This is a genomic window from Flavobacterium glaciei, assembly GCF_003350545.1.
GTDB lineage: Bacteria > Bacteroidota > Bacteroidia > Flavobacteriales > Flavobacteriaceae > Flavobacterium > Flavobacterium glaciei.
Genome location: NZ_QQBA01000013.1, coordinates 46,009 through 59,140 on the forward strand (window position 1 = coordinate 46,009; position 13,132 = coordinate 59,140).

The 13,132-nt window shown below is 33.8% G+C and carries 8 protein-coding genes; 6 read left to right on the forward strand and 2 right to left on the reverse strand.

Annotated elements, in window-relative coordinates; all coding sequences use genetic code 11:
* Positions 1–43 precede the first annotated feature (43 nt).
* Positions 44–1,753 (reverse strand): lysine--tRNA ligase, encoded by a 1,710-nt coding sequence (lysS, locus tag DFR66_RS11285; protein WP_114754946.1) that lies wholly within the window; start codon positions 1,751–1,753, stop codon positions 44–46.
* 193 nt (positions 1,754–1,946) lie between these two features.
* On the opposite strand from lysS, the gene DFR66_RS11290 reads away from it, so the two are divergent.
* Together DFR66_RS11290 and lipB are read left to right on the forward strand one after the other, a co-directional pair.
* Positions 1,947–2,729, forward strand: a complete 783-nt coding sequence (locus DFR66_RS11290; protein WP_242008673.1) for a hypothetical protein — start codon at positions 1,947–1,949, stop codon at positions 2,727–2,729.
* Positions 2,730–2,810: 81 nt separating this feature from the next.
* A complete protein-coding gene (gene lipB / locus DFR66_RS11295) occupies positions 2,811–3,515 on the forward strand; it encodes a lipoyl(octanoyl) transferase LipB (protein WP_114754947.1) in 705 nt (234 codons plus the stop codon).
* Positions 3,516–3,555: 40 nt separating this feature from the next.
* Here the strand turns inward: lipB and DFR66_RS11300 are convergent, their stop codons facing one another.
* Positions 3,556–4,215: a ribonuclease HII gene (locus DFR66_RS11300; protein WP_114754948.1), complete on the reverse strand. Its 660-nt coding sequence runs from the start codon at positions 4,213–4,215 to the stop codon at positions 3,556–3,558.
* A gap of 194 nt (positions 4,216–4,409) precedes the next feature.
* Between DFR66_RS11300 and DFR66_RS11305 the strand changes: the two genes are divergently transcribed.
* The 4 genes from DFR66_RS11305 to DFR66_RS11320 all read left to right on the forward strand — a co-directional run bounded on the left by DFR66_RS11305 (position 4,410) and on the right by DFR66_RS11320 (position 12,950).
* The gene (locus DFR66_RS11305) at positions 4,410–7,439 is read left to right on the forward strand and encodes a SusC/RagA family TonB-linked outer membrane protein (protein WP_114754949.1); all 3,030 of its coding nucleotides are present in this window, start codon (positions 4,410–4,412) and stop codon (positions 7,437–7,439) included.
* Between the two features lie 11 nt (positions 7,440–7,450).
* Positions 7,451–8,884, forward strand: coding sequence for a RagB/SusD family nutrient uptake outer membrane protein (locus DFR66_RS11310; protein WP_114754950.1), 1,434 nt, complete (start codon positions 7,451–7,453; stop codon positions 8,882–8,884).
* A gap of 117 nt (positions 8,885–9,001) precedes the next feature.
* The gene (locus DFR66_RS11315) at positions 9,002–10,867 is read left to right on the forward strand and encodes a S8 family serine peptidase (RefSeq protein ID WP_114754951.1); all 1,866 of its coding nucleotides are present in this window, start codon (positions 9,002–9,004) and stop codon (positions 10,865–10,867) included.
* Between the two features lie 127 nt (positions 10,868–10,994).
* Complete coding sequence (locus DFR66_RS11320; protein ID WP_114754952.1) at positions 10,995–12,950, forward strand: putative porin; 1,956 nt, start codon at positions 10,995–10,997, stop codon at positions 12,948–12,950.
* Positions 12,951–13,132: the final 182 nt, after the last annotated feature.

Consider the following 13,132-nt stretch of genomic DNA (forward strand, 5'->3'; position numbering starts at 1 on the left):
GCATTGCTTTTGTGATTTTTTTTTGCAAATAGAACTGAAATATTTACTCTTTCAATCGACATGCTTTTACATCACCATCAACTACAACTTCGGTCATTCCTAATGACGAAAGGTTTTTCATAGCTTTGTCCCATTTTTTTCCACTCAATTGAGATTGGATTTTCAATAAACCAAACTCCATTTGTTTATTATTTACTTGTAAAAGTGTTACAATTAGCTTTTCGTCTTCTTCCAATTCAATTTTCACTTGTTTTTTCTCTGGTCTCATTTGTGGAAACAACAATACTTCTTGGATAGATGAATTATTGGTCAGGAACATCATCAAACGGTCCATTCCAATACCTAATCCAGAAGTTGGAGGCATTCCATATTCTAACGCTCTCAAGAAATCCTCATCGATAATTCCGGTTGCTTCATCATCTCCTTTTTCGGACAAGCGCATTTGCTCTTCAAAACGTTCTCTTTGATCAATTGGGTCATTCAATTCTGAGTATGCATTTGCTACTTCTTTTCCGCAAACCATCAATTCAAAACGTTCTGTCAATTCTGGATTGTCTCTGTGTTGCTTGCAAAGTGGAGACATTTCCTTTGGATAATCCGTGATGAAAGTAGGTTGAATATAATTCCCTTCGCATTTAGCGCCAAAAATTTCATCAATTAATTTCCCTTTCCCCATGGTTTTATCCACGTCAATTCCCATTCCTCGTGCAGCTTCAAATAATTCTGCTTCATTTTTTCCTGAAATATCAAATCCAGTAAAATGCTTAATAGAATCTGTCATCGTAACTCTAGCATAAGGCGCCTTAAAGTTCACCTTATGTTCTCCAAAAGTCGCTTCACTGGTCCCATTCACACCAATAGCGCAATGTTCTAATAGGTTTTCGGTGAAATTCATCATCCAATTGTAGTCTTTGTAGGCTACATATATTTCCATGGCAGTAAATTCCGGGTTGTGCGTTCGGTCCATTCCTTCATTACGGAAGTTTTTCGAAAACTCATACACACCATCAAAACCACCAACAATCAATCTTTTTAAATACAATTCATTCGCAATACGCATGTATAACGGCATGTCAAGCGAGTTGTGGTGCGTGATAAAAGGTCTTGCTGCAGCACCACCGGGAATCGGTTGCAAAACTGGCGTTTCTACCTCAAGATATCCTTTGTCATTAAAGAAAGAACGCATCGCATTGAACAATTTAGTTCTTTTGATAAACGTTTCTTTTACATGGTCGTTTACCGTTAAATCTACGTAACGGCGACGGTATCTTTGTTCTGGATCAGCAAAAGCATCGTGTGTTTTACCATCAGCATCCGTTTTTACAACAGGAAGTGGTTTTAAGGCTTTCGCCAAAACTGTCAAACCATAAACATGAACCGAGATTTCTCCCACTTGCGTTTTAAAAACCGTTCCGCGAACCCCAATAAAATCGCCAATATCCAATAGTTTTTTGAAAACCACATTGTACATTGTTTTCTCCTCATCCGTCGAAATATCATCTCTCGAAACATACACTTGAATACGTCCTTCAGCATCTTTCAATTCTGCAAATGACGCCTTTCCCATGATACGTTTCCCCATCAAACGTCCTGCTAAAACAACCTCTTTTCCTTCGTACTTCTCGAAATCAGCTAGGATTTCGCTGGAATAAGCGGTTGTAATAAATTCGGCTGCCGGATAAGGCTCAATGCCTAAATTGCGTAATTCTGTAAGTGCTTCTCTGCGTAATATTTCTTGTTCGGATAATGCCATTTTATGCTGATTTTAAGAGCGCAAAGATACTATATAAGTTTTAAAATTTAAAGTTTAAAATGTGTCGTTTTTTGAAGCATATTATTCTGTTTTTACAAGACAATTTGTCCCGCTATTCGCTGTATCCACGCCCAAAAGCGTGGGATGCCGCTGCTATCGGGGCTATATTAGGACTTTTATTTTTAAAAAAAATATGAAAAATAGTACAAATAATGTATATTTGAAATCAAATCATTTTGCAAAAATCCCAATGAAAAAATATATTGCGTTATTTCTATTAGTATTTCTAAACAGTTGCCAAGTCACAGAAACCATTCATTTAAACCAAGATGGAACCGGAAAAATTGAAATTAATGAGTTGAGAGACGAGCATAGTTATATGCAATTAATGGGTGAAAACTACTCCAAAGAAGAAGTTTTTAGAGATACTACTTATGTTTTTCAGGATTTGATAATGAAACATTCCGAGACGTTTTCCAGATTACCAGCACTTGAAAAAGCCATTTTTCAAAAATTTGGTGCCGTAAAAGTACATGTCAAGAAAAACTCGTATGAAAAAGAATTTCGTACAACAATCACGCAAAATTTTACTAAAATAGAGCAAGTTGCTGATCTATATAAAACCGAAGAATACGCAGATGATATAGAAAATAATTATGCATTGGTTGCCGAAGAACATTATTATAGTGTGAACTATGATTTTGACGGAAGTGTTTTTAAAAGGATAGTAAAAATCACTGATCCGGTAGAATTAAAGAAACAGCAGGATAAAATTGAAGGGTACAAAATGCAAGTTTCTAAGTTCAAAATCACACAATCGTATGTTCTAAAATATCATTTTCCAAGGGAAATAAAATCCGTTTCAAATTTGAATGCTAAAATTAGCGAAGATGGGAAATCACTGGAATTGCAATTTCTGATAGCGGATTGTTTAGTAAATCCGGAGAGTACGAATCTAGAAGTTGTTTTAGAGTGATTCATTCGATTCTTTTCTACTCATTAAGTTTTCTTAAAAACTTTGTACCTTTGCCGCTCTTAACCGTTGCATCTTTCATTAATGAATAAAAATATCCAACTTCAAGATTTAGGAACAAAAGATTACAAGGAAACTTGGGAATACCAAGAAGAGTTGTTCAAAGGAATTGTTGACTTAAAAATTCGAAATCGCCGAGAAGAACTCGAACTGGAAACTCCTAATTATTTACTATTTGTGGAACATCCGCATGTGTATACATTAGGCAAAAGTGGTGATTTGAGTAATTTACTTTTATCTGAAAAACAATTGGAGGCTAAAGGAGCTACTTTTTACAAAATCAATCGTGGTGGAGATATCACGTATCACGGTCCTGGACAAATCGTAGGTTATCCTATAATAGATTTGGAGAATTTTTTTACTGACATTCATAAGTATTTGCGTTTTCTGGAAGAAGCCATTATTCTCACCCTCAATGAATATGGAATTGCTTGTGGTAGAAGCGAAGGCGAAACCGGAGTTTGGTTAGGCGCAGGAACGCCATTTGCAAGAAAAATTTGTGCTATGGGCGTGCGCGCTTCCCGTTGGGTAACCATGCACGGATTTGCTTTAAACGTAAATGCTGATTTGGGTTATTTTGACAATATTATTCCGTGTGGGATTCGCGGGAAAGCCGTAACTTCATTAAACGTTGAACTTGGTGTTGAAAAAGTTAATGAAGAAGAAGTCAAAGAAAAAATACTGAAACATTTTTCCCATTTATTCGAATGTTCGTTTATTATACAATGAGAGTGTTAGTTTTCTTAAATTCTCAGTGTAATCTAAAAATCTAAATTTCCAACTTTAATTGTTCTGGCAATAATCGAAATGTCATTCGGTGGTATTTAGTAACGCCATAAATCCGAATCGCTTCTCGATGTTCTTTCGTCGGATATCCTTTATTTTGTTTCCAATTGTACATGGGGAATTCCTCATGAATCGTATTCATATACTCATCGCGATAGGTTTTTGCTAATACGGATGCGGCTGCAATACTTATGAATTTTGAATCACCTTTTATAATACTGGTATTTGGAATTGAATTTAGGATTTCAATCTCTGCATCGGTAAAAATTTTCCCTCCACGATTTTTTATTCCACCTTTTGGAATGAATGGACTGTTTCCGTCTACTATAATATGTAAGGGTTTTGGGTCTAATTTTAAAATGCTCTCCTGCATTGCTTTTATGGAGGCGTTCAAGATGTTAATTTCATCAATTATCAAAGGTTCTAAATGCGTTACCGCAAATGAAATGCATTCTTGCTCTATAATAGGTCTTAATTTTTCTCTAGCTTTTTCAGAAAGTTGCTTGCTATCGTTTAATGTGTTATTTTGAAAATCTGGAGATAGTATTACCGCTGCAGCAGTAACAGGACCTGCAAGACAACCTCGACCTGCTTCATCAGTTCCAGTTTCTAAATAGGGTGTTAAAAAAAAAGGGCTTAACATTAAATTAATTTTGACAAAAATATAATAATATTTCTAAATAATTTCACATAAGTGGGTTTGTTGGTTGTGTGATTGAGTTATGTGTTTTGTTTAAGACAAATTATTAGTGAATTAATTATGTTAAATTTTCTAAAAATTTGTTTCTTTAAGTATTTATTATGATTTTTGTCGAATAACTAATTTAATTAATTAATATGAGATCAAAGTACAAATGGATTATCACGCTATTCTTAGCGTTATCAATGCAGTTATCGTTTGCTCAAGAGAAAACGGTATCTGGTGTAGTATCTGATTCATCAGGCCCTTTGCCTGGCGTAAATGTTGTGGTGAAAGGTACCAAAACTGGAGTTCAGACTGATTTTGACGGAAAGTATTCCATCAAAGCAAAAACAGGAGATGTATTAGTATTTTCTTTTGTTGGAATGACCGATGCTACCAAAACTGTTGGGGCATCAAATACAGTAAATGCAACATTGCAAGATGGAGTAAGTTTGAATGAAGTTATTGTTCAAACTAATTTAGGTTATTATTCAAGAGATTCAAGAAAATTGTCTTCTTCTGTTTCAACTGTTTCTGCAGATGAGATATCTAAGCAGTCTCCTGCGCTAACTATTCAAAACGCATTACAAGGACAAGCAGCTGGGGTGCAGGTAACTGCTCAAAACGGAAAGCCTGGAGCTGCAGCTTATGTAACTGTACGTGGAGCTGTTAGTATTACAGGTGGTACAGCTGAAGCTATTTATGTAGTTGATGGCGCATTTGTAAGCGGGACTGAAGCTTCTGCTTTAAGTTCAAATGATATTGAATCTGTTTCTATATTGAAAGATGGAGCTTCTGCTGCAATTTATGGAGTACGTGGTGGAAATGGAGTTGTTGTTATTACTACTAAAAAAGGTAAAAACGCAAAAGGTAAATTTCAGTTCAACAACTCTCTTGGATTTACGCAAAAAATTGCTGATCCATTTGATATGATGAATGCTGACGAAAAAATTCGTTATGAAGCATTGATTGGTCAAGGTTCTACTGTTGGTAAATCTGCAGCTGAATTAGCATTATTACGTTCTTATGATCACAACTGGCAAGATGACTTGTTAAGAAAAGGATTTGTACAAAATAATAATTTTTCTTACTCAGGTGGTAATGATCAATTTACTAATTTTATGTCTGTAGGTTATACGGAAGATACAGGAATTATTGACAAACTTAAAGGTTTCAATAGAATTACTGCTAGATATAATAGTGAATACAAAGCAAATGATAGAGTAAAATTTGGTTTTAATATTGGTGGATCATATGAGAAATTTAATGATTCAAGAGATCGTAACAATGTTCAAAGTCCAATTAGAGCAATGTACGATTACAATCCTTACGAACCTTTTTTTGCCAGAGATGCTAGTGGAAATGTTGTAAACGATGCTTTAGGTAAACCAGTTTTCAATACAAGTTTACTTGCTGGTTTCCCAATTCAAGAGGCTATTATTAATAATGTGGAGCAACGTCGTTTCTTTAGAATGTATGGTCGTCCATACGTTGAGTTAGGAATAGTTAAAGATTTGACTTTCAAAACTCAAATGAATATGAACTACGAAAGATTTCAAAGAGAGTCTTTCACAAAACCATTTTCATTTTTGGATTTAATTGTTGGAGATCCTACTGCTAGAGGTCAAAAAACAGATAACGGTTTTGATTCATTAGAGTATCAATTGACTAACAGTTTGAACTACAAGTATAGTATCAATGGTAAACACAATTTTGAATCTACTGTATTGTATGAATATTTCAAATCAAACTTTAGATCACACTCTTTAACTAGAAAAGGATATGTTAACGGTGATTTACCTACTGCAGGTACTGCTGTAGTTGGAGTTCCGTTCACTACAAGAACTGAAAATGCTACTGTTTCTATTTTTGGTAACATCGATTACGATTTTGATGGTAAATATCTAGTGTCTTTATACGGACGTCGTGATGGTTCATCAGTATTGGGAAGTAACAACAAATACGAATTTGCTAAAGGAATCTCTTTAGGTTGGAATGTTACTAGCGAAGCTTTCATGAGTGATGTAAAATGGTTGAATAATTTGAAATTAAGAGCATCTTATGGTGAATTAAATTCAACAAACGGTATCGGAAGTTATACTGCACAAAGTCTTTTTAGTACTTCACAATATGGTGGAGGTATCGGAACGGTATTAACAGGAAGTACTGTTGGAAATGATAACCTAAAATTTGAAAAAGCAGAGAAATACGAAATTGGTATAGAAGCTGCAGTTTTGAATAATTGGTTAACTTTCTCAGGTTCTGTTTTTCAAGATAGAAGAAATGACTTTATTTATAGTGATAATACTACTGTTGGTACATCTTTTTCAGCGCTTATTAACGCTGGTGACTGGACTTCAAAAGGAGCCGAAGTTGAGTTAAAGGCATTTGCAATTAAAAATGCTAACACTACTTTGTCTTTTTATGTTAATGCTGCTGCTTTTGACAGAGAAATCAATGAGTTAAACCGTCCTGGTGATCCAAATAATCAGCTTTCAAGAGGATTAACATGGAATAAAGTAGGTCGTTCACCTGATGATTTCTTCTTAGTACCTTATGCAGGAGTAAACCCTACAAATGGTCGTGCAATGTATACTAAATTAGATGGTACTGTTACTGATGTATATAGTGCTGGTGATAGAGTATTTACTGGAAAAACTCCTTATGCAAAGTATGAAGGTGGTTTTGGTATGCAGTTTGCATACAAAGGATTTGATATCTCTACTGATTTTGTATTCAAAGAAGGAAACTATACTTATAACTACATGTGGCAAAATATGACTGCAGATGGTTCTGCTCCAAATAGAAATCAGGCTGTTGCAGCATTTGATTACTGGACTCCAACTAACACAACTGCATCGTTGCCAGCTCCAAGACAATTGTCAGGGATTAACTCAAATTTAGAATCAGATCGTTTCTTAGAAGATGCAAGTTACATTAGATTTAGAAACCTTAATATTGGATATAAATTTACTAAGAAAGCGTTCACTAATTTACCTGTAGATGATATTAGAATATATACTCAAATGCAAAACTTGTTTACATGGACTAAATTTAATGGTGATCCAGAGGTAGGAATAGGTAGTGCTGAGAGTCAAACAGGTTTGTTAGTACCTGGACAATTTGCATTGTATTCTTATCCTACTGTTCAAACATTCCTTTTTGGAGTATCAATTAATTTATAATTAAAATAATTATGAAAAAAATAATTTACATTGTTGCTTTATCTTTCGCATTAAATTCATGCGATGATGAAGATATCACTTTCGCACCTTACAATGCAATCAGTGAATCTATTGTTTTACGTAATGCGGCTGATTTTGAAAATATGCTAACAGGTGCATATTCTTATATGATAAAAAATGGAGGGGCTGGAGGTTACGGTTCTGAGTTTGTTATTGATAGTGAAGTGATGACTGATAATTTAATTTTAAAAGTAGAAGGACGTCAGTCTAATGCTGATGGATTTAGACTATTATCAGTTCCTAATAGTTCACATTTTAACTATTATATCAGTGCTTACAGAGCTGCTGAAACAGCAACTAGAGTAATTGATAATATCAATGTTCTTCCTCAGAATGCAGTTAGAGACAATATTGAAGGGCAGGCTCGTTTCATTAGAGCATTGAACAATTTTGATATGGTTAGAATTTATTCTAAAATTCCAACTCAATCTACTGATGCTAATGCTTCTTTAGGGATGTATTATTTAGATGTAGTTGACCCTTTTTCTAAGCCAACTAGACCTACTGTTGCTGATAGTTATAAGAAAGTAATAGATGATTTGTTAATCGCTGCTGACAAAATTGGTACAACTAATTCTATTGCTTCTGGAAAGGCATCAAAAGCTGCTGTTTATGCATTATTATCTCGTGTTTATCTTTATTTAGGTGACGATCCTAAAGTTATTCAATATGGTAACCTTGCGATAGCTGGTAATAATGTTTGTCCTAGAGCTAATTTTGTTAATCTTTGGAAAGACGCTAATGCTTCTGGAGTATTATTTAAACTTAGAATTGATCAAGTTGATGGTGTTACACCAGGTGTTGTTTTCAATCAAACAGTTGCAAGTGGTGTTCGTTCTGAGTACGTAGTGCCAAAGAGTTTCTCTGATTTGTTTCAAACTACTGATATCAGAAAATCTGCTTACATCTCTACTAGTCCGTTCAATGGAGTTCCTTACAATCACATTGTTAAATACCTAAGTCGTTTAACTGGTAACCCAGCTATTGTTGATATTAAAGTATTGCGTATTGAAGAAGTTTATTTAAACATGGCTGAGGCACAATATAGAATCAATGGTGGAGGTTTAGCATTTTTAGATGCTGTAAGATCACAAAGATATGATTCTTTTGTTTCAGGAAATGAGACTGGAGCAGCTTTATTAAATGCTATTATGCTTGAGAGAAGATTAGAACTTGCTTTTGAAATGGACCGTTTCTTTACATTAAAGAGATTAGGTTTAGCAATGGAAAGAAACGCTGTTGAAGGAGACCATGCAAGTGGTGCTGGTACAAAAGTTGAAACTACAGCTTTGACAATTCCTGCAGGTAGCTTCAAATGGCAACTTCCTATTCCACAATCTCAAATAGATTTGAATAGTAATTTACAACAAAATCCTGGTTATTAATTAATAGCTTACATTTTAATAGAAAACCTCCCTTTTTAACCATTTGGGAGGTTTTTTTGTTTAAAATGTTTGTATATTTAGTTTGTTACAAAAAAAATTAATTCTTAATTTTTATAAATGAAAAAAATTTTATTTTGCCTATTGATTTTTCAATTTTCAACTGCGCAGAACTTGCAAGAACGAAAAAAGATTATTCATTCCTATGATGCTGAAAAAATCAATAATTTTGTTAATGAGCTAGCTGAAGCACAAAAGGAACAAAAAAAGAAAGTTCAAAATTTTAAACTTCAACACAGGTTATTAGATTCAGAAAGGAGTTCCCTTCAACGGATTTATGATGGAGTGCCTTTTTTTTACACGATTGATAATGATGCTTCAATTGCTACTATTCGTGCAAATTCTTTGCAACCAAATGGTATTCTAGGTCTTAATTTAACTGGTATTGGTATAACTGCGGGGGTTTGGGATGGAGGTAAAGTTCGTCATACTCATCAGGAATTGGCGGGTTCAAAGATCACTTTTGGTGATGGAGCAGTTTCTCCCAGTGCCCATTCTACTCATGTAACTGGAACTATTGTGGGTTTAGGAGTGGTGCCTAGAGCTCGTGGATTCGCATATGAAGCAAAAGCTAAAACATATTTTTGGGATAGCGATGTTGAGGAAATGGCAAGTTTCGCAAGCGAAGGTTTTTTAATGTCAAATCATTCATACGGTTATGGTATTACTAATTCTTTTTCTAATGCAAGATTTGGCTACTATGATCAAACTTCGTCTGATTTTGACAAAATTTCAGAAGTGTTCCCATATTATCAAATTGTGGTTGCTGCAGGTAATTCTAGAAATAGTTCGCATTCGCAAGTAAATAACAAAGGCGGTTATGATATGCTTACTGGAAGTTCTGTTTCAAAAAATACTATTGTTGTTGCGGCTGTTAATTCTGTTCCAACTTATACTGGCCCATCTAGTGTGACTATGAGTACGTTTAGTAATTATGGACCTACTGATGATGGAAGAATTAAGCCAGACATTAGTGCTAAGGGTGTGTCTGTTTATTCCTGCAATGGACCTAATGACAATACGTATGAGATATTAAGCGGTACTTCAATGGCAGCTCCAGCAATTACTGGATTAATTGTATTGTTGCAACAGCATTATAATAATTTGAATGCCACCTTTATGAAAGCGGCAACTACTCGTGGTTTGCTATGCCATACTGCTGATGAAGCAGGAAATGCTGTAGGTCCAGATTATGAATATGGTTGGGGCTTGGCAAATGGAGAAGAGGCAGCTAAATTGATTAGTTCAAACGGAAAGACTTCATTAGTTTTAGAAACGACTTTAACAGATCAGGTAGTTTACACGAAGCAAGTTTCAATTTCGTCACCAAGAGCATTAAATGTTTCGATAGCTTGGACAGATCCAGTTAAAGCGGGTGCTGTAGTTACTCCTATAGTTGAAGATAATAGAACTACTAATCTAGTGAATAATCTTGACCTTAAAATTATAGATGAAGCAGGTACCGTATACTATCCTTGGAAATTAGATCCTACTTTAGTAAATACTCCGGCAACTCAAAATTCTGATAATAATGTTGATAATATTGAAAAAGTATCAATTGCAAATGCTGCAGCAGGGAAATATACCATTCAGGTTAGTAATAAAGGTAACTTGTTAGCGGGTGTTCAGGATTTTACGCTAATTGCTAGTGGCTTAGATGATTTGACTTTAGCTAATGTTGATTTCGAAAAAAATAATTCTATCAGAGTTTACCCTAATCCAGTACAAGAAAATTTATTTTTTGATTTACCAGAGTCTTTTTCTCCATCAGAAGTTATAATTTATGATATCTCAGGAAAGTTAATCAAAAGCTTTAAATATGAAGAAAAGAATAATGTAAAGGTAGGAGACCTAAAATCAGGAGCATATATTGTCAAGTTTATTAGTCAAGACAATATCCTTAACTATAAGTTTATTAAGAAATAGAAATTCTGTTATTATCGCAGTCTTTAAAAAACATCCACGTACGTTGGATGTTTTTTTATTTATAGCCATTTATAATATACCTTTGCCATTATAAAATGATATCAATGCCTAATTATATTCCTTTCAAATGAGAATAATATTTTATCTGTGTTTTTTAGTCTTTCCAGTTGTAGTTTTTTCTCAACAAAAAAGAGAAAGGATTGCAACTTCTGACAGCCAGAATGTTAGCGGTGATGCTACTAAAAAGGAGATTCAAAAATTAGCTACTATCGACCTTTATAAGGTTGTCACCATAGAAAACGATACCACTTATATAGATACTTCTCTTACTATTCAGAAAGAATACAGTCACAATTATTTACGAAAAGATATTTTTGGTTTACTTCCTTTTGCTAATGATGGACAAACTTACAATACCTTACAGTACAGTTTAACTGATTTTTCACCGTATCCAGAATTTGGATTTAAAGCAAAACATTTTAACTTTTTAGAAGCAAACCAAATACGATATTATTCTGTTGCTACTCCTGTAACCGAATTATATTTTAAAACTACTGTTAGAAAAGGGCAGTCAGTTGATGCTTTTGTCACATTAAATACTTCTGAGAATCTTAATTTATCGATAGCATACAAAGGATTGCGTTCAGAAGGGGAATATCTCAATCAGTTGTCAAGTACAGGTAATTTTAGATTTACTACAAATTATAACACTAAGAACAAGCGCTATTTTGCAAAAGCGCATTATACTTTTCAAGATATTTTGAATGAGGAAAATGGCGGAATTACAACTATCGAGAATTTTGAAAGTGAAGATCCAAACTACAATAACCGTCAACGATTTGAGGTTTATTTTAATGATGCCAAATCATTTCTAAAAGGGAAAAGAATTTTTCTAGATCATAATTTTAGAATTAATCCTAAAAAGGGAGATAATAATTTGTATGTAGCACATCAATTTAATTACGAGAATAAGTTTTTCGAATACAATCAAGCAACTGTACCATCAACAGTCGGTTCTGAAATAGTCTTCCGTTTTGGAGAATCTTATTTAGATAGTGGCATAAATGACCAAACTCGTTATAATAAAATGTATAACAAACTTGGATTAACATATGAAAATACAACTCTAGGAAGGTTTCATTTTTTTGTAGATGACTTTAGAACAAACTATTATTACAATCAAATCCTTATTTTTGATGACCGTACGATACCAAGTTCTTTCAGTCAAGATATCAATAGTGCAGGTGGTCAGTATGAATATCGACACAACAAGTGGAACGGTACGTTTTTATACTCAAGATCGGTAACTGCTCAATCGCTCTCAAATTTAGATGCTAAAGTGCAATATGATTTAAATGATGAAATTCAATTAGCATTTCAGTATCAGAATGTTAACAAATTGCCTAATAACAATTACAATTTGCACCAAAGCAGCTTTGTTCAGTACAATTGGTCAAATGATTTCAAAAATGAAAAAATCAATACAATCAAAGCAAATGCCATTTCTCCTTGGGTTGACGCGGAACTGCAGTTTTCGGTTTTAAATGATCATCTATATTTTACAGACGCATCTACTACGGAACAAAAAAATGTTAAAACACAAATTGTTGCACCAGCCCAATACAACGGAACCATAAATTATTTGTCGTTAAAAATAAGCAGAGAGTTGAAGTTCGGAAATTTTGCATTGGATAATACAATTTTATATCAAAAAACGGAGCAACAAGATGCTATTTTGAATGTTCCAGAAATTGTGACGAGAAATACGATATACTATTCTAATTATTTGTTCAAAAAAGCCTTGTTTCTGCAAACCGGGATTTCACTTAATTACTTTTCTTCCTATTATGCTAATGAATACAATCCCGTAATAGGAGAGTTTTTTGTGCAAAATGAAAAGCAAATTGGAAATCATCCCAATCTTGATTTTTTCATCAATGCAAAAATTCAAAGAACAAGAATTTATTTCAAAGCGGAACATTTTAATTCTTCTCTTATGGGAAATAATTTTTATGCTTCACCTAATAATCCATCGCGAGATTTTACAATTAGATTTGGTTTAATTTGGAACTTCTTCAATTAATTTCACTTTCGAATTTTTAATTTTCAAGTCGTTTTTTTGGGCGTTTTATCGTGCTATCCGCTAAATCTTTTCTTGCTTAAAGAAAGCAAGAAAAGGATGCCGCTTCTATCACGAACGCAAAATCCCGTAAACAAGAATATTTTATAACAAAATACTATCTTTGTACTAGTTTTTACAACAAA

Bases quoted from the DNA above. Each gene is read 5' to 3' on its own strand.
- DFR66_RS11290 (WP_242008673.1), top strand. From the start codon at position 1,947: ATGAAAAATAGTACAAATAATGTATATTTGAAATCAAATCATTTTGCA.
- DFR66_RS11320 (WP_114754952.1), top strand. From the start codon at position 10,995: ATGAGAATAATATTTTATCTGTGTTTTTTAGTCTTTCCAGTTGTAGTT.
- DFR66_RS11300 (WP_114754948.1), bottom strand. From the start codon at position 4,215: ATGTTAAGCCCTTTTTTTTTAACACCCTATTTAGAAACTGGAACTGAT.
- lipB (WP_114754947.1), top strand. From the start codon at position 2,811: ATGAATAAAAATATCCAACTTCAAGATTTAGGAACAAAAGATTACAAG.
- DFR66_RS11310 (WP_114754950.1), top strand. From the start codon at position 7,451: ATGAAAAAAATAATTTACATTGTTGCTTTATCTTTCGCATTAAATTCA.
- lysS (WP_114754946.1), bottom strand. From the start codon at position 1,753: ATGGCATTATCCGAACAAGAAATATTACGCAGAGAAGCACTTACAGAA.
- DFR66_RS11305 (WP_114754949.1), top strand. From the start codon at position 4,410: ATGAGATCAAAGTACAAATGGATTATCACGCTATTCTTAGCGTTATCA.
- DFR66_RS11315 (WP_114754951.1), top strand. From the start codon at position 9,002: ATGAAAAAAATTTTATTTTGCCTATTGATTTTTCAATTTTCAACTGCG.